Source organism: Bacteroidales bacterium, assembly GCA_016707785.1.
Lineage (GTDB): Bacteria > Bacteroidota > Bacteroidia > Bacteroidales > UBA4417 > UBA4417.
Genome location: JADJGZ010000002.1, coordinates 215729 through 239127 on the forward strand (window position 1 = coordinate 215729; position 23399 = coordinate 239127).

Here is a 23399-nt window from a genome sequence, read left to right on the forward strand (position 1 = left end):
AGGAATAAAAAGTATTCAATTATAAACAAACAATACAAAACCACTGTAAGATGTTTAAGAAAAAAAACCTTATCCGAATCCTTATTGGACTGGCAGTAGTCATTCTGATTGTCTTTGCGATTGCCAAAAAGAAGGGTTGGATCGGGAAACCTGATGAAATCAAAGTGGCTACTGAATTAGTACAGAAGCGCACTATCGTTGAAACTGTTTCAGCAAACGGTAAAATTGCACCTGAAGTTGAAGTAAAACTATCACCGGATGTATCAGGTGAAATTATTGAACTCTATATCATTGAGGGAGAGCAGGTAAAACCCGGACAACTCCTGGCTAAAATCAACCCTGAAATTTATATTTCTACCTATGATCGGACTGTAGCTGCGCTTAATACCCAGCAGGCAAACCTTGCAAATGCAAAAGCGCGCTTAGCACAGGTGAAATCTCAGTTTGTTAATGGGAAGAATTCATTTGAAAGAAATCAGAAGCTGCATAATGAAAAAGCCATTTCAGATGCAGAATTCGAATCTTCTAAATCAGCTTATGAAGTTGCCCAGGCTGAGGTAGATGCAGCGGAAGAAAGTATCAGGGCCGCCGCCTTTAACGTTAAGAGCGCCGAAGCGGGAGTAAAGGAAGCCAAAGAAAACCTTTCCAAAACAACCATTTTTGCACCTGTTGGGGGTACCATTTCGAAACTTAATATCGAAAAAGGTGAAAGGGTTGCCGGAGCATCTCAATTCTCCTCCGGAACAGAAATTCTGAGGATCGCTAACCTGCAAACAATGGAAGTCAAGGTCGATGTAAATGAAAATGACATCGTAAGAGTGAATCAAAATGACACTGCCCTGGTTGAAGTTGATGCCTATCAAAATCGGAAATTCAAGGGAATTGTTACTGAAATCAGCACCTCCGCTAATACCACAGGGGTGAGTGCCGACCAGGTGACCAATTTCGAAGTTAAAATCAGGATCCTTCCTGAATCCTATAAAGACCTTGTATCAGCCGATAAACCCAATATCTCTCCATTCCGGCCGGGTATGTCAGCAACCGTAGATATTCAAACCGAATCAGTAAGCAATGTATTGACTGTACCAATTCAGGCTGTCACAACCCGCGTGGATAGCGCAAAAGTGAAGGAAAAAGAAATTGCTGACAAGGAGAAACGTGATTCCGGCAAAGAAACTGAAGAGGAAGCAGCAGCAGCAAAGAAAGTTGTAAATGATTTCCAGGAAATTGTTTTTGTTTATGAAAATGGAAAAACAAAAATGGTTAAAGTGAAGACAGGTATCCAGGATAATGCCTATATCCAGGTTATTCAGGGCTTGAAAGAAAAGGATGAAGTTATTACAGCGCCATATAGTGCTATCTCCAAAAAACTGAAAGAAGGTGATATTGTCAAAAAGGTTGATAAGAAAGACCTTTATACAGAGAAATAGCAATCACTCCGTTTATTTTAACAGGCTTTCGTCAGGAGGCCTGTTTTTTTTTGCTCATCTTAATTCTCATCTGAACCCTATTGAATCGTACTTTTGTGTCAAATAATTCATGTAATGGCGTTAATCCTTGCCCTGGAAACAGCTACAGAGGTATGTTCGGTAGCACTTAACCTTGATGGAAATATTGTTGCTGTTAAAGAAACTGTGGGTGTGAATGAGCATTCGGCACAATTGACTTCATTTATTGAAGAAGTCACTAAAAACGCCGGGTACCCTCTTTCTGCTATCGATGCCTTTGCTGTAAGTATGGGCCCCGGATCCTATACCGGGCTTCGAATCGGGGTTTCAACTGCAAAGGGATTATGTTATGCCCTCGACAAACCCTTAATCGCAATATCTACCCTGAAAGCATTGTCGCATCAGGCATTAACCCATTTCCCTGAATTGAAAAGTGAGAATATCATTCTTACTCCACTTATAGATGCAAGAAGGATGGAGGTGTATATGGCCATGTATGATTCTTCACTAAATGAACTCCTTCCAGTGGAAGCACGCATATTAGATATTCAGGGAATTAATGAATATGATGGACAGAAAATGGCATTATTCGGAAGCGGAGCCGCTAAATGCAGGGATCATTTTTCCGGAAATGAGAGATTCCTGTTTCCAGGTGAAGTTCTGGCATCAGCTATTTCAATATCTATGCTGGCTCTTGAAAATTTTAAACAGGAATTGTTTGAAAACACAGCCTATTTTGAACCATTTTATCTCAAAGACTTTATTGCAGGAAAGCCAAAGGTAAAAGGCCTTTATAATTAGTCTTATTGTTTAACGGGATCTTTAGGTAAACGCAGAAGCCGGAACAATTCTTCTATTATCTGGTTATAAGATATTGAAATATGTTTATATTTGCTTTTACAACCCGTTTACAGGATTGTTTACTCAGTCCTTCGGATAATCCAGGAATTCTATATGGAATACAAAATTCTACAACCCCGGTTGGAGGGTTCAGTCCTTCTGGTTACCATTTCGAGACCTGAAAGCCTGAATGCTCTTAATACCGCATTTTTTAATGAATTAGATCATCTCTTGGCAGCTGAAGCATCTGACCCTGATGTTCGGGCCGTGATCCTTACAGGTGCAGGGAAAGCCTTTGTTGCCGGTGCAGATATTGCCGAAATGGTGAATAAGTCACCGGATGAAGCTTCAGATTTTTCCCGCCGTGGACAAAAAACATTTATGTCCATTGTCAACCATCCTGTTCCCATCATTGCTGCTATCAACGGATTTGCACTGGGTGGAGGACTGGAACTTGCCATGTCCTGCGATTTCAGGATATCAGTAAATAATGCCAAATTTGGGCAGCCTGAAGTAAGCCTGGGACTGATCCCCGGTTATGCAGCCACTCAACGCCTTTCCAGGTTGGTTGGAATGGGTACAGCCCTTTACATGCTTACCACCGGTGAAATGGTTACAGCCGAAGAAGCTCTGAGGATGGGCCTCGTTCAGAAATTAACAGAGCCCGATCAGCTTTTAACTGAAGCCCTGCGACTAGCCAACCAGATTGCTTTAAAGGGACCTAAAGCGGTAAAAACCGTAAAATCTGTTACCAGGAATGGATATCATATGCCTTTCCCCCTGGCCTGTGAACTCGAAGCCCAAACTTTCGGGACCTTGTTCGTGGATGAAGGAATTGAAGGGATGAAAGCTTTCCTCGAAAAAAGAAAACCAGTTTGGTAATTCAACCAGGTTTCTTCCTATTTGAAAAGCATAGAATTAGACCATAATAACTCAATTCTGAAAATATTTTTAAACATGGATTATTTAAACCGATTGCAAAAAGTATCTGTTCTTGGTGCTGCCGGAAAGATGGGAAGCGGTATCTTATTGCTTACCGCCCTGGAAATGGCAGAACAATTGTTGAAACCAGGAAATAATTCCATGGTATTTGTTCTTAATGCCATTGATACCTCCGAAGAAGGTCTGAAAGGATTACTGAAATACATCCGGTCACAGGTCCTGAAATCTGCAGAGAAGAAAGTTGTTCAAATACGACTGGCATATAGTGAAAGGGCGGACCTGATTGAGAATTCTGATGTGATCGATGCATTCGTCCTGGATGTGATGAGCCTTATCAAAACTTCAACCCGCCTCGAATCTGCCTATGATTCAACGCTGGTTTTTGAAGCAGTTAGCGAAAACCAAACATTAAAGGAGAAGATTTTCAGGCAGATAAATGAGAATAATCCATCAAAACCCTGGTTTTTTACCAATACTTCTTCTGTACCTATCGGTGAGTTAAACCGGAATGCTAACCTTGAAGGACGATTATTGGGTTTTCATTTCTATAATCCTCCTGCTATCCAGAAATTGGTTGAATTAATCACCATTGCTGAGAATTCTGATGAAATGAAGACATTCGCAATGACCTATGCGAAAAACCTTAAGAAAATCATTGTTCCTTCCAATGACATTGCCGGTTTTATTGGTAATGGCCATTTCATGAGGGATGCTTTATACGGAATCTCTGTAGCCGAAAGCCTTTCCAAAGAAATGCCTCTTCATCAGGCTATTTATGTTGTGGATAGGATCACCCGCGATTTCCTTATGCGCCCAATGGGCATTTTTCAGCTTATCGATTATGTCGGGCTGGATGTGGTTCAATTTATCCTCAGGGTAATGCAGCCGCATATGCATGGGGAAAAACTTCACTCAGAACTGCTCGATGAACTGGTTATGAAGGGAATCAAAGGCGGGCAATTTAGTGATGGCAGCCAAAAAGATGGATTCTTCAGGTATGTGAAAGGAAAACCAGTCGAGGTTATTGCTAAAGAGAACTTCCAGTATCTTGAGCTTAAAGAGTTCGCTGCTGAATGTGATAACTGGATGGGTGAATTACCCCCCAATGTCCTGCCATGGAAAAACCTTGTAAAGCATCCTGATAAAGAAGGACTGCTGGGTGACTATTTTAAGGCCCTCAGACTGATGAATACCCGGGGTGCCGCAATTGCCATCTCATATGCTGAAAAGTCCAGGGAGATAGCCCGGAAATTGATCAGCGACGGTGTAGCCCATAATGAGACTGATGTGAATACTGTTCTCCTTACAGGTTTCTTCCATGCTTATGGACCAATCAGTAATTTTATATAACCAAACTATTGCTTTTCTTTTGAAAAATAGAATCCATCATGACTAAGCTTCGTCGAAAAATATATCTGGCCGCAGGTTATAACACAATTTCCCTGGGTACCGGCCGAAAAGAGTTCAATCCAAGGGTTGAACGTCCCGGTCTTGAACATTATATCAAGGAAGCCGGACAAGCAACCTTAACTATGGTTGGAGGTGCTTCAAACATAGATGAAGGAGTTGTGGGGAATTTTATGTCGGCACGATTCAATAAACAAGCCCACCTGGGGGCCTTCCTTCCTATGATCGATAAAGGGTTGCAGTTTAAACCCTCACTAAGCGTAGAAGGTGCTTGTGCATCAGGAGGATTGGCCCTTATTTCCGGGATCAAATCAGTACTGGCGGAAACGGCTGATACTGTGCTTTGCCTTGGAGTAGAAGTTCAAAATACAGTTAAAGCTATTTATGGAGCCGATATCCTGGCCGGTGCTGGCTGGTTCCGGAAACGTAAAAACGGACACGCCTATTTCTTCCCCGGACAATTCAGCGATAGGGCAGGGGCCTACTATGAAAAATTCGGAAGGGAATATGCCAGGAAAGGATTAGCCCGCTGGTACAGGAATGCCATTGAAAATGCACGTCTGTGCCCAACGGCCCAGGAATTTCATAACACTACCCAGGACCTTGATAAAGCCGGATTAACAGAACCTAACCCCAAAGCCTTTACAGAGCATTTGAACTATTTCGATTGCTCTAAAGTGAGTGATGGAGCTTCGGCTATTGCTATTCTTTCAGAAGAAGGATTGAGAAAATGTGGGATCAGGAAGGAAGATGCAATTGAAGTGATGGGTATTGGACATGCTGTGGAAGATATTACCCAGGATCCCCAGGATCCAACCATTCTCACAACCATTCGTGAAGCCATCCGCCAGGCTTTTGAATCAGCCGGTATTACCAAAGATCAGCTTGCTACTGTTGAACTACACGACTGTTTTACCATTGCCGGAATTCTTGGTATAGAAGCACTGGGTTTTGCCGAACATGGTAAAGGAGCGGAATTTGTTTCCCTTGGTCACACCTCAAGGACAGGCAAAATACCCGTAAATACCACCGGGGGACTCATTGGCTGGGGTCATCCAACGGGTGCAACAGGAGTACATATGGCTGTTACCATCTGGGAACAACTTACGGGAAAAGCCGGAGCCAACCAGGTTACAATTCACCCCGACCGGCCCTATGGTATGACCATCAACATGGGAGGTGACGATAAAACAGTTGTTGCTATTGTCTATAAAAAAGCCGAATAAGAAACATCCTGAAATAATAGTTTCTCTAAATCTTGTAGAATTCCTTCAAGGCTTTTACAAGGGTGGTTTACTTTTCAGTTCTTCAATACAAAGAAGGATTTTTTCATGGGTAGATGGAATCCCTAACATGATTTCCTTTTGGTGGTTACAAGTTGCTGAAACAGCATCCCTGATAGCCATCCAAACAGAAAGTGCTAACATAAACGGGGGTTCACCCACTGCCTTGCTACCATGAATAGTTCCCGGGTTCGGAATGGATTCCAGCAACTCTGTATTGAAGATTAGGGGAATATCGTCAACTACAGGGATCTTATAAGTGTCAGGAGAGGCATTCAACAAATTCCCCTTTGCATCATATTTGATGTCTTCTGTCGTTATCCATCCCAACCCTTGTATAAACCCACCTCTTACCTGTCCGAGGTCAATCTCTGCATTCAATGTACTTCCCACATCATTGAGTATATCGGTCCGCAGAAAACGAACATAACCGGTCAGGATGTCCAATTCCACTTCAGAAACAGCCATACCAAAAGCAAAATAATAGAATGGATTTCCCTTTCCTTTATCCTTGTCCCAATATATACCAGGTGTTTTGTAATAGCCGGTTGCGCTGAGGCTTATTTGGGAAAAATAGGCTTTACTGATCAAATCATTGAAGGAGATGGATAGTTCAACATTGCTTTCCACAGTGACCCTGTTCCCGGCATATCTTAATTCATCGACTGATATTTTCTGCCCGGATTGTTCAGAGAAAATGGTGGATGCAAGCTGTGATAAACGTGTCTTAAGTTCATCTAAAGCAAGCTTTACGGCCATTCCATTCAGATCGCTGCCAGATGATGCTGCCGTTGCTGAAGTATTTGGGACTTTGCCGGTATTTGTTGCTTCAATGCGGATAAATTCCGGTGATATCCCAAGTTCAAAAGCAGCGATTTGGCGGATTTTCGTATGCAACCCCTGACCCATTTCGGTCCCACCATGATTGATATTCACAGTTCCATCCTGGTATATATTGACCAAAGCTCCCGCCTGATTCAGGAAACTCGTTGTAAATGAAATTCCAAACTTAACCGGGGTAAGAGCTATCCCCCTTTTCTTGTATTTATGTGCCTGGTTAAAGGATTCAATTTCCTTGCGCCTGTTGAAATAATCAGAGGATACGACAATCCTGTCATACATCATTTGCAACCTGTTATTTTCAACTTCTTTACCGTAATGGGTGAAAGCAGAAGATCCTGAAGTATAGAAGTTCCTGTACCTCACAATTGCGGGGTCAAGATGAAGTTTTCTGGCGATCGAATCCAGTACATGCTCTGTTATTGCCATTCCCTGGGGACCGCCAAAACCACGAAATGCAGTATTTGACGGTTGATTGGTTTTACATACCTGCCCTGTTACCAATAGATCAGGGATGAAATACGCATTATCAATATGAAATAAAGCCCTCTCAAGGATTGCCCAGCTGAGATCAGTTGCATACCCGCCATTACTGTATAATTGAACAGATAATGCCGTTATCAGACCATTCTCATCATAACCGGCTTTATACTTTCCCAGGAATGGATGCCTCTTGCCTGTATATCGCTGATCTTCATCACGGGTAAACCTGATTTTAACAGGTTTATTGGTAGCTTCTGCCAGTAAGGATGTCCATGCAGCCAGGTGATTGGCCTGTGTTTCTTTTCCACCAAACGCACCACCCATGCGCTTCACTTCTACTGTTACCTTATTCCGGCCAATACCCAAAACCTCTGCAACGATTGCTTGTGTTTCAGAAGGATGCTGGGAGGAACTGTAAACAACCATTTCCCGGTCTTCACCCGGAATGCATAAACAGGCATGTGTTTCAAGATACCAATGCTCCTGGGCACCTGTTTCCAGCTCGCCTTCGATGAAAAAAGTGCTTGCAGCCAATGATGTTTCTGCATTTCCCCGTGCAATTTTTCTTTCAGGACCAAAAAAGGATCCCTTTTCAATCGCTGTTTTTATATCCAGAATGGGTTCTTCTGTTTCAATATTGACAACAATGCGCTTTGCTGCTTCTCTTGCGATTTCAGGAGACACGGCAGCAATCAGGCAAATGGCTTGCCCAATGCATTCCAGGCTGCCTGATGCAAGGCAAGGCTCATCATGGATTACTGGTCCCATCTGGTTAATTCCGGGAATGTCAGCAGCAACAATGATCTTATGTACGCCCGGTAAAAGTATGGCTTTAGAAATATCAAGGTCGATGATCCTTCCTTTTGCAACCGGACTGAATACTACCTGCCCGTAAAGCATGCCCGAAGGTTCTGCTATATCATCAATAAATACAGCTGCTCCAGTTACATGGGAAATTGCACTTTCATGTGAAAGGGATTTGGGTGCGACTTTATTCATTTTCCCCTCCATTTTCTTTGGTTTCAATGAAAAGCTTTAAAAGCAGATTACTTGCCATCAGATTTCTTCCTTCTTTCCCTGAACGTGCATCAGATATAGGGAATAATTCAGTTTTAAGCAGCTCAGAAGCTTTTTCGGCGTTTTCGGGTGTCCATGCCTTTCCCAACAACCATTCTTCTGTTATACGGGCTCTAACAGGCTTTTCAGCCATTCCCCCGAAAGCCAGTATCACGTGAACGATTTGATCCTGATTGTCGATATTCAAATGGGCTGCCAGGCTTACAGTTGAAATATCCAGTTCACGGCGTTTCGATACCTTGAAATAACGAAATTTAGAATCAGGAGAAGGCTTTCTGATGATAATTTTACCAATGAGCTCTCCTGGTAACAAATCTGTTTTCCGATAACCAAGAATAAATTGCTCCATAGAAACCTGTCGGGATTTTTCCTTACTGATTAACACCACATCCGCTTCAAGGGCTATCAAAACAGGAAGGCTATCGCCAATAGGGGAGGCTGAACCGATGTTTCCACCCAATGTTGCCAGGTTCCGGATCTGTTGAGAAGCAAATACCTTACACACCTCCTGAATCATTGGGATTCCAGCTGCCATGGGTTGATTAAGTTGTTGAAAACTAACCCCTGAACCAATTATCCAGCAGTCATTCTTTTCCTCAATGGTTTTCAATTCCCGGATAGCAGAAATATCAAGGATCTTAGGCAAAAATTCGTGCTTCTTGCTTTGTTTTAAGGCCAGGTCGGTAGCCCCTGAAGAAATTAGGAATTCAGGATGAAGCAAATGGAAATCAAGGGCTTCTGTTAATTGAACCGGTCGGAAATATTCCTGTTGACCGTGAAGAAATTTCAAAGATTGTCCCTGTAAAGGCTTTAAATAGTCAATAACAAGAGTTTCATCATTACTGAATTGATCGTATCCATCTGATGAAAGTGCCAGCATAGCAGCTTCAAGGATAGGCTGGTAACCAGTGCACCGGCAAAGATTACCACTTAATGAACTTATTGCATTTTCACGGGTAGGAGTGAGGCTGCTTTTATGCAGGGCAAATAACGACATTACAATTCCCGGGGTACAAAAGCCGCACTGACTTCCATATAAATCAACAATGCTCTGCTGAACAGGATGAAGTTCCCTGCCTTTAGCAAGATGTTCGACCGTTATCAGCTGTTTACCATGTAGCCATGGAAGGAAAACAAGACATGAGTTAATGGCATTGTATTCCAATCGTCCCATTTCATTTAGGGAAGCAACTACAACGGTGCATGCACCGCAATCTCCCTCTGCACAACCTTCCTTAACACCTTTGAAGCCGGGTAAAGACCGCAGGTAATTGAGAACAGTGGTGGATGGATGATATTCAGGATGATGATCCAGTTCCAGTGCAATGGGCTGATTTCCCAGCAGGAATTTGAGTTGATGGCTTTCTTCTGGCATACATGTATCGATTGAAATCGAAATTTCATGTAAAACTAAGAATTATACCGTTATTTCTTTTGTGAATCCAACAAATCTGGATGCTGTGGTATAACAGAAGGAATAGAGGAATGCTTTTGGAAAAGTACCTGAAATAAAAAAAACTTCCCTTGTGGGGAAGTTTCCTGAGGTATCAAGCGGAGTCGAACCGCTGTACACGGTTTTGCAGACCGCTGCCTAGCCACTCGGCCATGATACCGAATCGGATGCAAAATTATTAAATATTACCGGATTTCAAAACTTAATTGTCAACTCCTTTCTGCAAAGCTTTTCAGGCAATCAGGACAAACACATGAGTTGTAGTCTCTTTCAATAATTTCAAGCTGATCTACGGGAATATCGAATTCGTAGCACCAACACCTGGCGGAGGCACTACAGACGAACAACTTACCACAACGAGGGCATTTTTTTTCTTCCTCTGATCGATTATTAGGCATATGGGTCTTTTTATTCTATCTCATTGATAAAACACTTGCAATGATGCTTTGTTCCGGTAACCTGGCAGAAAACCATGGGAGTTATCCTTCAAGGGTAACACTTACATGCTTTATTTTACCTCCTTCTGCAAGAGCAGGATTGAGCTTCATGATTTTAACCTTGATATGTCGGGCTTCCGGATGATGGGTATGAATTGAATGAATGATCCTTCTTCCCACATGCTCCAGTAAATGTGACTTTTCAGCCATTTCAGCCTTGATAATCTTGTATACCGATTGGTAATTCACGGTTTTCTTAAGATCATCCGTTACTTCTGCCTCCTCTGTATCTGCTTCAATAGCAATATCCACGAGAAACCGGGTTCCAATAACCCGTTCTTCTTTGAAGCACCCATGATAGGCAAAAAATTCCATGCCCTCTATTTGTATCAGACCCATTTCAATCTGTTTTTATATTGCAAAATTACTTTCTTAATCCATGCAAATGTGTTCTTTGATCAGTATCTTATTGCATTAAATTGCGTTATGAGCCTTGTTGCATATTAAAAAATGAGTTGCTTTCAAAGATATTCTGTTGAACCTCGTACTTTTGCAGCTCTGTAAACGACTACTTACCAGCAATTATAAATTGTTATGAACGAAGAAAATACCAATCCTGCTGCCGGCGAAGTGAAAACTCCGGCGAACTTTATTCACCAGATCATTGATGAAGATATACGCAATAATAAAAATAATGGCCGTGTTCATACCCGTTTTCCACCGGAACCCAACGGATATCTGCATATAGGTCACGCTAAATCGATCTGTTTGAATTTCGGGACCGCCTCCAGGTATAAAGGAATGGCAAACCTGAGATTTGATGATACAAACCCCACTAAGGAAGATACCGAATATGTCGACAGCATTATGGAAGATGTCCGTTGGCTGGGATTTGACTGGGATGACCGTTTGTTTTATGCTTCAGATTATTTTGATCAATTGTATGAATGGGCACTGAAGATGATTCGTGAAGGACATGCCTATGTTGACGACCTTTCTGCAGAAGAAATCAGTGAATACAGGGGAACAGTGACTAAGGCGGGTAAAGAAAGCCCCTTCAGAAACCGAGGTGTTGAGGAAAACCTGGATCTTTTTATAAGGATGAAAAATGGTGAATTTCCTGATGGTTCCAAAGTGTTGAGAGCCAAACTGGATATGGCTCACCCCAATATGCTCATGCGCGATCCTATCATGTACAGGATTATACATACCGATCATCACAGAACAGGCAATAAGTGGTGCATTTATCCAATGTATGATTATGCTCATGGACAAAGTGACTACCTTGAAGGCATTACTCATTCCATCTGCACTCTTGAATTTGAAATTCACAGACCGCTATATGAATGGTACCTGGAACAAATAGCAGAAGGTAGCTATCGGCCTCAGCAGATTGAATTTGCCCGTCTGAATCTTACCTATACCGTGATGAGCAAACGGAAGCTGCTGCAATTGGTGAACGATGGATTTGTTCTTGGCTGGGATGACCCCCGTATGCCTACTATCTGTGGTTTACGGCGCAGGGGATATACTCCTGAGTCACTTCGGAATTTTGCTGACATCATAGGTGTTGCCAAACGAGACCAGGTAATTGATGTCTCCTTCCTTGAGTTCTGTGTTCGTGAAGATCTGAATAAACATAGCCTGAGAGTGATGTCAGTTCTCAATCCGCTAAAAGTTGTAATCACAAACTACCCGGAAGACCAGGTTGAAGAACTGGATGGTGTCAATAACCCGGAAGATCCTTCGGCCGGAAGTCGTAAGGTACCCTTTTCAAAAAACCTTTATATTGAAAAGGATGACTTTATGGAGAACCCTTCTAAGAAGTATTTCCGCCTTTCTCCTGGTTCTGAGGTCAGGCTTAGGTATGGCTATTTCATTACCTGTACCGATGTTATTAAAGATGAAAATGGGGAAATAACCGAGCTTCATTGTACCTATGACCCTGCTACCAGGGGTGGGAATTCTCCTGATGGCAGAAAGGTAAAAGGAACCATACACTGGGTATCAGCTGATAAGGCCATTGAAGCAGAAATAAGGCTTTACGACCGCCTGTTTACAGTTGAGAACCCCGATGACGTTCCCGAAGGTGTGGATTTCAAATCAAATCTCAACCCTGCTTCATTAGTAAAGATAACCGGGTATGTTGAACCAAGCCTTGCAACAGCAAAGCCTTTAGATAGATTCCAGTTCGAAAGGGTCGGTTATTTCTGTGTCGATTCTGATTCAGTTCCAGGGAAACTGGTTTTCAACCGGACTGTAGCCTTGAAGGATTCCTGGGCTAAAATCGAAAAGAACGAAAATAATTAAGCCGGAGTAGCAAATATCTTAAAAATCCTTCTTAATTTTGCCGCGCATTGTCTGATGGTGTAACTGGCAACACGTCTGATTCTGGATCAGAAGAGTCTAGGTTCGAGCCCTAGTCGGACAACTTGAATAAGCCCGGTTTTTCACCGGGCTTTATTATTTTCGAATGACTAGGGCGAGAAGTCTATCCCGATTTTTTCGGGAAGCCCTGGTCGGACAACTTGTAGAGACGTGCTTTTGCACGTCTCTTTTCATTTTAGAATCAGGGCGAGAAGTGTACCTCTCGTCAATGCAGGAATTAGATATTTATCAAAAAAGAAATGATTATTAGTAAAGTATTGGCAACATAGGAAAGTTAAATAGCGATCTTCTTTATTTAAGTTTAGCAGCCTCAAAGTTAAATAACGTTTTTTTTATTTAACTTTACTGAAAATTATATGGATATGGACTTTAATCCCGGAAGGTATATACAAAGTATTGGATACAAAGCTTTTATGCCCGAGTTTATCAACAGGAACTACCATTTTGATGAACCAGAATTAACACAGTTGATAGAATTAGCCAATCTTAAATTAGGGGAACTCAAGGCTTATTCGGAATTGGTGCCGGATGCAGATCATTTCATACGACTTCATGTTATAAAGGAAGCAACGGTCTCGAGCCGCATCGAAGGCACACAGACCAATAGGGAAGAGGCTTTGCTGAATGAGGAAGAAATCCATCCTGAAAAGAGAAACGACTGGCGAGAGGTGAATAACTATATCCAGGCGATGAACGAGGCAATTACCAATATGGAAACGCTACCCCTTTCTTCCCGGCTATTGAAGAATGCTCATAAGACCTTGCTTCAGAAGGTTCGGGGAAAACACAAATTACCGGGCCTCTTCCGCACAAGTCAGAATTGGATAGGTGGTGCCACGCTTAAGGATGCTGCATTTATTCCTCCGGTATGGCAGGAAGTGGAACCCCTAATGGGGGACCTGGAGAAATTCATTCATAGTGAAAATACCGGCTTACCCCATGTCATAAAGATTGCATTAGCGCACTACCAGTTTGAAACCATCCACCCGTTTTTAGATGGTAATGGACGAATCGGGAGGTTGATGATCACGCTGTATTTTATGAATGCTGGGATAATGACAAAACCTGTGTTGTATCTTTCCGACTTCTTCGAACGGCATCGAAGTTTATATTATGATAACCTCATGGCAGTGCGTACCCGAAACGATTTTAGATCCTGGTTAAAATTTTTTACAGTCGGGATTATTGAGACTTCGCAAAAAGCGATTGAGGGATTGAAGAATATTATCGCTCTGAAACAGGAGTGTGAAACAATACGAATACCCAAACTTGGTAAAAAGATGGCAAAAGCCCAGCTCTTATTACAGCGGTTATTCATTGACCCCGTAATCCGGCCATCACAGGTAGCTGAATTAACCGGCTTATCCCTGGTTTCTAGCTATAAACTGATTGAGGACTTTGAGAATCAAAATATTCTGCATGAAATAACAGGAAACGGGCGTAACCGAATCTATATTTTCGATGAATACTTCAAGGTTTTCAACCCTGAATAAACAACTCATAAGGAAGCCCTGGTCGGACAACTTGAGTAAGCCCGGTTTTTACCGGGCTTTATTATTTCTATTGGCAAGGGCCTTGGTTTGTTTAGACCTGGCAGGTGTTAATACCAGTGATGGCAAAAAATACGCCCCGAAAAGCTGGTTTTCGGGGCGCAAGGTATCAGTAATTGATTATGTATTATTTTTTCATAGTCCTCATAAAGGCAACCAATGACCACATATCATCAGCATCTGGTACTTTCTTATTGTATGCTGGCATCTCATCTCGTCCAACGGCTACACGGTAATAAAGTTCACCATCAGTTGACTTTTGGAAATCAGCTGTCGAAAAATCACCGGCAAGGGTCTTAAGGGTTGCAGCTTTTGCTCCATCACCTAAGCCTTTTGAACCATGACATGATTTGCAATGTTTCATCCAAAGCTCTTTACCGGTTGCAATCACAGTGGCATCAGTAAGCTTTACTGAAGGCTTTTTAGCTTTATCAGCAGCTGGCACAGGCCATGGTTTTGGCTTTGATTGAGCAGATACTGGATTGACTTTCACAAAAAGCATCACAATCGCAGTGAGAACGAGCAGTTTCAAGATAATTCCAACTCTTTTCATTGTTGTAAATTTTTTAATTCATTAAAAAGGTTAATTGTAAAGAATATACAAATATATAAATAAATAGATAGGTTAGATGTGTTAAGTAGAACAATTTTTAGTTACATTTTTTTACTTCCCTGTAAATCAAATGTTAATAAGATTGATTCCTTGCCTGATTCTTTGTATAATCCTTTTTTTGCCTATTAATTCAGCCATTTCGAACATTCCCGGACCGGCACTTGTACCCACCACACATAGTCTGAAAGGACTCATAAGCTGTCCCATGCCGATTCCCTTTTCTTGTACGAATAATTTAGAGGAAGATTCAATGTTTTCTGCTGTAAAGGGCTCGATATCATTAATTAGCTCAATAAAATCAGTAAGTATGGCTTTCGTATCAGGTTTCCAGATTTTTAATGCTACTTTCTCATCATAGCTTTCAGGATCATTGAAAAAGAACCAGGATTGGTCATAGAGATCAGGAATCAGGCTAGCCCGGTCGTGAATCATCTGACAGACTTTAACAATATATGCATCTTCAGATTTAATTCCTTTTTCATCCAAAATAGGTTTTAGATAGGATGCCAGCTTTTCAGGTGCCAGCGAGGATAAATAATGATGATTAAACCATTTTGCCTTTTCAGGATCAAATTTTGCCCCTGATTTACTGCAACGATCAATAGAAAATGATTCAATTAACTCATCCATGGAAAATATTTCCTTGTCTGAATCAAGGTGCCATCCCAATAGGGCCAGCATATTCATAAAGGCTTCAGGTAAATACCCTGATTCCCTGTATCCTGATGACACTTCCTTGCTAAAAGGATCAGTCCAGCGTAGTGGAAATACCGGGAATCCCAGTCGATCACCATCCCGCTTACTTAGCTTTCCATTCCCATCAGGTTTCAGTAACAAGGGTAAATGGGCAAATTCAGGCATTTGATTCTCCCATCCAAGGTACCGATAAAGAAGAACATGCAACGGTGCTGATGGTAACCACTCCTCACCTCGGATTACATGGCTTATCTTCATCAGATAATCGTCTACCACATTCGCCAGGTGATAGGTAGGCATGCCATCAGATTTGAAAAGTACTTTATCGTCTAATAAAGAGGATTCAACAGAAACCAATCCCCTGATAAGATCATTTACCTGGATTGTCTCATTTTCAGGAATGCGGATCCTTATCACATAATGTGTTCCTGAATCTAGTAATTCCTGAACCTGCGTATCAGGCATTGACAGTGAGTTATATAGTCCTGTTCGTGTTGATGGCCCGTATTGGAAAGTTTCTTTTCTCGTCTCATATTCCTTTCTTAATGCATCCAGTTGTTCTGGTGTATCAAAGGCATAATAGGCACGACCGGATTCAATAAGCTGATCAGCATATTTCCGGTATAAATCCTTTCTTTCACTTTGACGGTAGGGGGTATGAGGCCCACCAATATGTACACCTTCATCAAATTGAATTCCGCACCAGCTCAGTGATTCCACAATATATTGCTCAGCGCCTGGTACAAAACGACCCTGGTCAGTATCTTCAATTCGTAAAATAAATTTACCCCCCGATTTTCGTGCAAAGAGATAATTATATAGTGCTGTGCGAACGCCTCCTATATGAAGGGGACCCGTTGGACTGGGGGCAAAACGTACCCTGACATCTTTCATTTCTAAACGTATTTTATTGGGGCAAAGATACAAAAACCCGTTCAGCAGGAAGAGGAGGGGTAAGGCCTAAGCCTGTAAACAAACAATCCGGTGTAATTGTTACCTTTGCAGGTTAAATACTATGGAGCAGCCTCTTTCGTTTTTTAATAGACTGAACTTCACTACGGCTTTTCCTTAAGGATTTGATTACCATGGAAGACAACTATAACTTACTGATTCGGAAAATTGATGAATTTATCCGAAAATACTACAAGAACCAGCTTCTTAAAGGTGTTTTGTATTCAGTAGCATCATTGGGATTTTTTTACATAATCCTGGTTTTGCTGGAGTATTTTTCCTGGTATAATACAATAACCCGATCTGTCTTCTTTTATTTGTTTATTGGGATTTGCCTTCTGATTGTTTCAAGATATATTCTTTGGCCTTACTCGAAATGGGTTCGTATCGGGAAAATTATTTCCCATGAAGAAGCGGCCCGAATTATTGGTGTGCATTTTGGTGAAGTCAGGGATCGGTTAATTAATACCCTTCAGTTAAAGGATTCAGTGAATGAGTTTGGGGCCAGTAAAGAGCTCATAGAAGCAAGTATTGACCAGAAAATTGCTCAACTTAACCCGGTACCCTTTAGTGAAGCAGTAAACCTTGCCGAGAACAGGAAATACCTAAGATATGCTTTGCCACCATTGGTTTTTATATTAGCTGCTTTACTAATTTCCCCTTCTTTGATAACGGGCCCTTCTCAAAGAATTATTCAACATGGCAGAATATTTGAAAAACCATCCAAATTCATCATAACAATATTAAATCCAAAGCTTCAGGCCATTCAACAGGATGATTTTCTTCTCAGGCTTAAGGTAACTGGTGACGAGGTGCCAGACCAGCTTTACATCGAAACAGGCGGAGCGAAATATAAGATGGATAAAGAAAATCCTATCTCATTCAACTATACTTTCAAAAACCTTCAGCAAAATACGGCATTCGTTATTACAGCTGATTTATACAATTCGAAGGAGTATGAGATAAGCATTCTTCCAAAACCAATGATTCTTTCTTTTGATATAAAGGCTCAATATCCTTCTTATCTGAATAGAAAATCCGAAGACTTTAATAATAACGGAGATCTTACCATTCCTGAAGGTTCGACTATAACCTGGAAGTTTTATACCCGTGATACCAGGAAAATAAAGGTCCGCTTTGGTGATAAGACTTTTAATTTGGAAGGGGGAAACAGCAATACTTTCCAATTCACAAAACAAGTACTAAGTGCATCCGATTACTCGATACTTTCCTCAAATGAATTTTTCATTTCCAGGGATTCACTTGCCTATTCCATAAATGTTATACCTGATCTCTATCCTTCTATTGATGTTGATGAGTTCAAAGATTCGATTTATGATAGCAGGTTGTACTTCAAAGGTGTGCTGAAAGACGATTATGGGATTCAGAGATTGATATTCCATTCTTCGATAAAGAGAGCCGGACAGGAAACAGCCGGTGAGGCGAAAGAGAAGGAGATCACAGTGGATCGGTCAATCAACCAGCAACAATTCTACTATTTTCTTGATATCTCTACATTGTATGTTAGTCCGGGCGATGAAATTGAATATTTCTTTGAGGTTTGGGACAATGATGGCATTCATGGAAATAAGTCTACGCGCTCGCAAATGAGGGTTTTTAAAGTACCCACACTGGAAGAGATAGAGAAGGAAACAGAGAAAAAGAATGAGGATATAAAGGATAAGATGGAGCAGGTTATGCAGCAATCTCAGGTCCTTCAGAAGCAGATTGATGACATGGCAAGGAAGATGGTCGATAAGAAGGAGATTGGCTGGCAGGAGAAGCAGCAATTAAAACAACTGTTGGATAAACATGCAGCTTTGAAGCAACAGGTAGAGGAAATTCAAAAGGAAAATACGGAGAAAAGCCGCCAGGAACAGCAGTATAAGGAGATATCACCTGAATTGGTTGAAAAGCAAAAACAACTGGAAAAACTATTCCAGGAAATCCTTCCTGAAGAGATGAAAAAGATGATGGAGGAGATGCAGAAGTTAATGGAGAAGGTGGATAAAGACAAGGTATCGCAGATGCTGGAAAAAATGAAATTGGATAACAAGGACCTTGAAAAACAGCTGGATCGTAGCCTGGAATTATTTAAGCAGCTTGAATTTGAAAAGAAACTCCAGGAAACGATTGATAAGCTCTCGAAGATTACAGAAGAACAAAATAAGCTTGAAAAGGAGACCCGTGAAGCAGAGAAAGAAGAATCTCAAAAATTATTGGATCAGCAAGAAAAGCTAAATGAAGAATTCAATAAGCTGAAAGAAGATTTGGATGATCTGCAAAAAAAGAATGAGGCCTTAGAAAAGCCTAATGATTTGGAGAAGACAAAACCTGAGGAAGAATCCATTCAGCAGGAAATGAATAATAGCAAGGAAAATCTGAAACAAAACAAGAATAAAGCGGCTTCTCAGTCACAGAAAAAAGCATCTGAATCCATGGAGAAGTTAGGTGCTAAACTTGAGAAGATGCAGGAACAGATGGAAGAGGAAGCAGATGCTGAAGATGAAGCAGCGCTGAGAGAGATACTGGATAACCTGGTGAAGATTTCCTTCAAGCAAGAGGATTTGATGGATAAATTGGGAGAAATTGGGACTAATAATCCTAAATTCCTTAAGATTATAGAAGATCAGAATAACCTCAAAGATGACCTCAAGATGGTGGAGGACAGTTTGTTTGCAATCAGTAAACGTCAACCAATGATTGAACCCTTTATTATGAGGGAAATTGCAAGCATTAATAAAAATGTCGGAGATGCCACTAAATCGCTGAATGACAGATCGGTACCTGTTGCGAAGGGTCAACAGCAATACATCATGACATCGGTTAATAATCTGGCCCTTATGCTTTCAGAGTCTCTAAAACAGATGCAAAAGAATCAAAATAAGGGAAAAGGTTCTTCTAATGGTTCATGCAATAAACCCGGTGGGGCTGGTGATAAGATGAAATCTATGCGTCAGATGCAGGATCGCCTTAATAAACAATTGCAACAGATGAAGGAAGGTATGAACAAACCTGGTGGGCAGAAAGGACAAAAGCAATTAAGTGAACAGTTGGCAAGGATGGCTGCCCAGCAGGAAGCATTGAGAAAACAAATGCAGGAATTTGGCGATGAAATTCAAATGGAGGGAAGCGGCACAGATAAATTGCTCAAGGAAATGATGCAAAGAATGGAGCAAACTGAAACCGACCTTGTAAATAAAAGGATTACACAAGAGACCTTACTTCGTCAACAGGAAATCCTTACCAGGATGCTTGAATCTGAAAAAGCGATGCAACAAAGAGAATTGGAAGAGAAGAGAGAATCGAATGAGGCAAAAGATATTTTCTATAACAATCCTTCTAAATTCTTTGAATATAAGAAGATAAAAGAGAAGGAAAATGAAATGATTCGAACAGTGCCTCCAACACTTAAACCTTTCTATAAAGGGAAAGTCAACACATACTTTTTATCATTTGAATAGGAAACCATGATTCATTTTGCCAGTCAGGAAGTAAAAATTGAACTTAAATCCAAGACTATTTTAAAAGCCTGGATTCGGGATATCATTAAAGGACAAGGGAAATCGGTAGGTGAAATCAGCTACGTTTTTTGCTCGGATGCATTTCTGGCTGAAATGAATAAAAAGTATCTTAACCATCTTTCATTAACGGATATCATTACTTTCAATTACAATGAAAATAATAAAATCTCGGGAGATATCTTTATCAGTATTGAAAGGGTGAAGGAAAATGCTTTAAAATACTCAGGTTCCTTTGATGCAGAACTCTACAGGGTGATGGCTCACGGGGTTTTACATTTACTTGGATTTAAAGATAAATCGAAAGCAGATAAAGAAGAAATGAGGAATAGGGAAGACGAATGTTTGAGTGTTATTTCACAGCAAATATCTGTCTAAGAGCCTATCATACAACAGATTAAAGAATTTGTTCCACGTGAAACGATTGGATTTTGTTTAAAGAATATGATGTTATAGTAGTAGGGGCGGGGCATGCCGGTTGTGAAGCTGCAGCGGCTGCTTCAAAACTGGGTTCTTCGGTATTGCTGATTACGATGAATATGGGTACTATTGCCCAGATGTCATGCAATCCTGCTATGGGAGGAATTGCCAAAGGGCAAATAGTGCGGGAAATTGATGCATTAGGTGGTTTCTCAGGAATTATTACTGATAAGACCATGATTCAGTTTCGAATGCTGAATCGTTCAAAAGGTCCGGCGATGTGGAGTCCAAGGGCTCAAAGTGACAGAATGCGGTTTGCTGAAGCGTGGAGAATGCAACTTGAGGACCTGGAAAATATAGATTTTTGGCAAGATACTGTAACAGCAGTGGAGGTGAAAGAAGGCTCCATTAAGGGTGTTTATACCTCAATGGGGCAACATATTTCAGCAAAAGCTGTGGTATTGACCAATGGAACATTTCTGAATGGAATTATTCATATTGGATTAAAATCTTTCGGTGGAGGTAGGATAGGGGAGCGTTCTGCTCAAGGATTAACTGAAAACCTGGTTTCACTTGGTTTTGAATCCAGAAGAATGAAAACAGGAACGCCTGTCAGAATAGATGGTAGATCTATAGATTTTTCCAGGATGCAGGAGCAGAAAGGGGATGAAATTCCAGGAAAGTTTTCATATTCTAATACCACTCCGCTGACTGAACAAAGAAGTTGTTTTATTACCTATACGAGTCCGGAAGTGCATGAAGTACTCAAAACAGGTTTTGAGATGTCACCCATGTTTTCAGGCAGAATTGAAGGGGTTGGACCGAGGTATTGTCCTTCTATTGAAGATAAAATAAACCGTTTTGCAGATAAAACCAGGCATCAGCTTTTTGTTGAACCTGAAGGCTGGAATACTGTAGAATACTATCTGAACGGATTCTCCTCTTCTTTGCCGGAAGATATTCAAGTGAAAGCATTGCATAAGATTGAAGGTCTTGAAAAAGCAAAAATCTTTCGACCCGGATATGCTATTGAATATGATTATTTCCCACCGGTTCAACTAAACTATACCCTGGAGACCAGGTTAGTAAAGAACCTCTTTTTCGCAGGCCAAATCAATGGAACAACCGGATATGAGGAGGCTGCGGCACAGGGATTAATGGCTGGAATAAATGCAAGTTTGAATGTTAGAAAAAGGGATCCTTTTATTTTGAAACGTTCAGATGCATATATAGGTGTATTAATTGATGACCTGATAAATAAAGGTGTTGATGAGCCTTACCGGATGTTCACGTCACGGGCCGAATACCGTATCCTATTACGACAGGATAATGCTGATTTACGATTAACAGAAAAGAGCTATCAGATTGGCCTGGCTTCGGAGGAACAGTTGTCTAGAGTTAATCATAAAAAAGCGGCAATTGCGAAGCTTACCTCTTTCCTGATAGAGCAAAATGTTCAGCCAGAGGATATCAATCACTTATTGGAAAAAGTTGAAACCGCTCCCATTCGTCAAAGAAGTAGATTAAATGCCCTCTTACTTAGACCTCAGATTACACTAAATCATCTGATGGAACATGTAGAGAGCTTAAAAACATTTATGAAACTGCATCATTTTGACGACCCGGAAATCATTGAAGAAACTGAAATCCTGTTAAAATATGAGAGCTACATTTCAAAAGAGCAGGAGATGGCAGAGAAGCTTTCGAAATTCGAAGATATCAGCTTGAAAAGTGATTTTGATTACAAAGCGATTACTTCATTATCATTTGAAGCTCGTGAGAAATTAAGTAGAAATCGACCAGAAACAATTGGTCAAGCTTCCAGGATTAGTGGAGTTTCTCCTTCAGATGTAGCCGTTCTTTTAGTTTTTTTGGGTCGATAAAATTTTCGTTTCACGTGGAACATTATGAAATGCAAAGTTTCTTTTTGGCTCCGAAACATAATTTGATTTTAATAATTACCAGGTAAAGACAATTTTAAAACATTGTGTGAATGGAGTTAATAACCTCGTGTATCATTTGTGGTTCAAATCAATTAAACCCCTATTTATCCTGTAAAGACTCGTTTCTGTCAGGGGAAATCTTCAAAATTCAACAATGTAAGGGCTGTGGATTTATATTTACCAATCCCAGACCTCTGCCTGCTGATCTGGGGAAATATTACCAGTCTTCAGAATATATATCTCATTCTAATGCTAAAAAAGGTGTTTTTAACCAGGTCTATCAGCAGATCAGGAAGTATACTTTATCTCAAAAATTTAATCTCATTGGTAAGTATGCAAAAGGAAACCATATCCTTGATGTTGGATGTGCAACCGGAGAATTTCTGAATTATATGAAATCCAGAGGTTGGAAAACAACCGGTGTGGAACCTGATGAACAAGTCAGACAAAAAGCAAAGGAAACCTATCATCTTGATGTATTTGACGAATCACAGGTTTCGATTATGAAAGATGATAGTTTTGATGTCATCACCCTTTGGCATGTTCTGGAACATGTAGCCGATCTACCCGGAAGAATGAAGGAACTCAACCGATTATTAAAACCTGGAGGAATTCTAATAATTGCCGTACCAAATTCAAACTCTCCGGATGCTGCTTTTTATAAAGAAAACTGGGCAGCTTATGATGTCCCCCGACATTTATATCATTTTTCAGAAAAAAGCATGAAAATGCTCCTGGAAAAATTTTCATTCAGCAGCATTGAAATTTTACCAATGAAATTTGATTCATATTATGTAAGTTTACTTAGTGAAAAATATATCCATGGAAACATGCGGTGGATACATGGGTTTTGGAATGGATTTTGCTCAAATTGGAAGGCAAGGAAAAAAAGGAACCATTCAAGCCTCATTTTCGTCTCAAAAAAGAAATAATTCAATTAAACGCGCTGTATTAGCCACAACCCCCTCTATAGTATTGAGCCCTGAAAATTGACAGATCGTTCGTTATAGGGGCTAATTTTGGGCCTCTTTTAAGGCCTTGACAATGAAGGATTTTACTGAAAAAGCATGATTTCCGGGAATAAATTGCGCAAATTTTTAATTGTTC

Annotated in this window: 17 protein-coding genes and 2 tRNA genes; 12 read left to right on the top strand and 7 right to left on the bottom strand. The window is 40.8% G+C overall.

Annotated features, from left to right (window positions below):
• Positions 1 to 50: 50 nt before the first annotated feature.
• The 5 genes from IPH84_02615 to IPH84_02635 all read left to right on the top strand — a co-directional run bounded on the left by IPH84_02615 (position 51) and on the right by IPH84_02635 (position 5863).
• Complete coding sequence (locus IPH84_02615) at positions 51 to 1430, top strand: efflux RND transporter periplasmic adaptor subunit (GenBank protein MBK7172134.1); 1380 nt, start codon at positions 51 to 53, stop codon at positions 1428 to 1430.
• Positions 1431 to 1544: 114 nt separating this feature from the next.
• Complete coding sequence (gene tsaB, locus IPH84_02620; protein ID MBK7172135.1) at positions 1545 to 2249, top strand: tRNA (adenosine(37)-N6)-threonylcarbamoyltransferase complex dimerization subunit type 1 TsaB; 705 nt, start codon at positions 1545 to 1547, stop codon at positions 2247 to 2249.
• Between the two features lie 153 nt (positions 2250 to 2402).
• Positions 2403 to 3170, top strand: a complete 768-nt coding sequence (locus IPH84_02625; GenBank protein ID MBK7172136.1) for an enoyl-CoA hydratase/isomerase family protein — start codon at positions 2403 to 2405, stop codon at positions 3168 to 3170.
• Between the two features lie 75 nt (positions 3171 to 3245).
• The gene (locus IPH84_02630) at positions 3246 to 4580 is read left to right on the top strand and encodes a 3-hydroxyacyl-CoA dehydrogenase family protein (protein MBK7172137.1); all 1335 of its coding nucleotides are present in this window, start codon (positions 3246 to 3248) and stop codon (positions 4578 to 4580) included.
• A 38-nt stretch (positions 4581 to 4618) separates the two neighbouring features.
• The gene (locus IPH84_02635) at positions 4619 to 5863 is read left to right on the top strand and encodes a 3-ketoacyl-CoA thiolase (GenBank protein MBK7172138.1); all 1245 of its coding nucleotides are present in this window, start codon (positions 4619 to 4621) and stop codon (positions 5861 to 5863) included.
• A 54-nt stretch (positions 5864 to 5917) separates the two neighbouring features.
• Here the strand turns inward: IPH84_02635 and xdhB are convergent, their stop codons facing one another.
• The 5 genes from xdhB to folB all read right to left on the bottom strand — a co-directional run bounded on the left by xdhB (position 5918) and on the right by folB (position 10609).
• Positions 5918 to 8242, bottom strand: coding sequence for a xanthine dehydrogenase molybdopterin binding subunit (xdhB, locus tag IPH84_02640; GenBank protein MBK7172139.1), 2325 nt, complete (start codon positions 8240 to 8242; stop codon positions 5918 to 5920).
• Positions 8235 to 9695 (bottom strand): xanthine dehydrogenase small subunit, encoded by a 1461-nt coding sequence (xdhA, locus tag IPH84_02645; GenBank protein ID MBK7172140.1) that lies wholly within the window; start codon positions 9693 to 9695, stop codon positions 8235 to 8237. The genes xdhB and xdhA overlap by 8 nt, the downstream gene beginning before the upstream one ends.
• Positions 9696 to 9862: 167 nt before the next feature.
• Positions 9863 to 9933 (bottom strand) — tRNA-Cys (locus tag IPH84_02650).
• A gap of 49 nt (positions 9934 to 9982) precedes the next feature.
• Positions 9983 to 10171 (bottom strand): cysteine-rich CWC family protein, encoded by a 189-nt coding sequence (locus IPH84_02655; GenBank protein MBK7172141.1) that lies wholly within the window; start codon positions 10169 to 10171, stop codon positions 9983 to 9985.
• Between the two features lie 81 nt (positions 10172 to 10252).
• Positions 10253 to 10609, bottom strand: a complete 357-nt coding sequence (folB, locus tag IPH84_02660) for a dihydroneopterin aldolase (protein ID MBK7172142.1) — start codon at positions 10607 to 10609, stop codon at positions 10253 to 10255.
• A gap of 195 nt (positions 10610 to 10804) precedes the next feature.
• On the opposite strand from folB, the gene IPH84_02665 reads away from it, so the two are divergent.
• From IPH84_02665 to IPH84_02675, 3 genes are all read left to right on the top strand, one after another.
• Positions 10805 to 12520, top strand: coding sequence for a glutamine--tRNA ligase/YqeY domain fusion protein (locus tag IPH84_02665; protein ID MBK7172143.1), 1716 nt, complete (start codon positions 10805 to 10807; stop codon positions 12518 to 12520).
• A gap of 48 nt (positions 12521 to 12568) precedes the next feature.
• Positions 12569 to 12641, top strand: a tRNA-Gln gene (locus IPH84_02670).
• Between the two features lie 319 nt (positions 12642 to 12960).
• Entirely contained in the window at positions 12961 to 14091 is a 1131-nt protein-coding gene (locus tag IPH84_02675; GenBank protein MBK7172144.1) for a Fic family protein, read from the top strand.
• A gap of 184 nt (positions 14092 to 14275) precedes the next feature.
• Here the strand turns inward: IPH84_02675 and IPH84_02680 are convergent, their stop codons facing one another.
• Both IPH84_02680 and IPH84_02685 read right to left on the bottom strand, forming a co-directional pair.
• Positions 14276 to 14701, bottom strand: coding sequence for a cytochrome c (locus IPH84_02680; protein MBK7172145.1), 426 nt, complete (start codon positions 14699 to 14701; stop codon positions 14276 to 14278).
• 126 nt (positions 14702 to 14827) lie between these two features.
• Positions 14828 to 16351 carry a glutamate--tRNA ligase gene (locus tag IPH84_02685; GenBank protein MBK7172146.1) on the bottom strand — a complete coding sequence of 508 codons (1524 nt, stop codon included), beginning with the start codon at positions 16349 to 16351 and terminating at the stop codon, positions 14828 to 14830.
• 191 nt (positions 16352 to 16542) lie between these two features.
• Here IPH84_02685 and IPH84_02690 point away from each other — a divergent pair, with 191 nt between their 5' ends.
• From IPH84_02690 to IPH84_02705, 4 genes are all read left to right on the top strand, one after another.
• Positions 16543 to 19872 carry a hypothetical protein gene (locus IPH84_02690; protein ID MBK7172147.1) on the top strand — a complete coding sequence of 1110 codons (3330 nt, stop codon included), beginning with the start codon at positions 16543 to 16545 and terminating at the stop codon, positions 19870 to 19872.
• A 6-nt stretch (positions 19873 to 19878) separates the two neighbouring features.
• On the top strand, positions 19879 to 20307 hold the full coding sequence (ybeY, locus tag IPH84_02695) for an rRNA maturation RNase YbeY (GenBank protein MBK7172148.1): 429 nt from the start codon (positions 19879 to 19881) through the stop codon (positions 20305 to 20307).
• A gap of 53 nt (positions 20308 to 20360) precedes the next feature.
• Entirely contained in the window at positions 20361 to 22232 is a 1872-nt protein-coding gene (gene mnmG / locus IPH84_02700) for a tRNA uridine-5-carboxymethylaminomethyl(34) synthesis enzyme MnmG (protein MBK7172149.1), read from the top strand.
• Positions 22233 to 22342: 110 nt separating this feature from the next.
• Positions 22343 to 23224 (top strand): class I SAM-dependent methyltransferase, encoded by an 882-nt coding sequence (locus IPH84_02705; protein MBK7172150.1) that lies wholly within the window; start codon positions 22343 to 22345, stop codon positions 23222 to 23224.
• Positions 23225 to 23399: the final 175 nt, after the last annotated feature.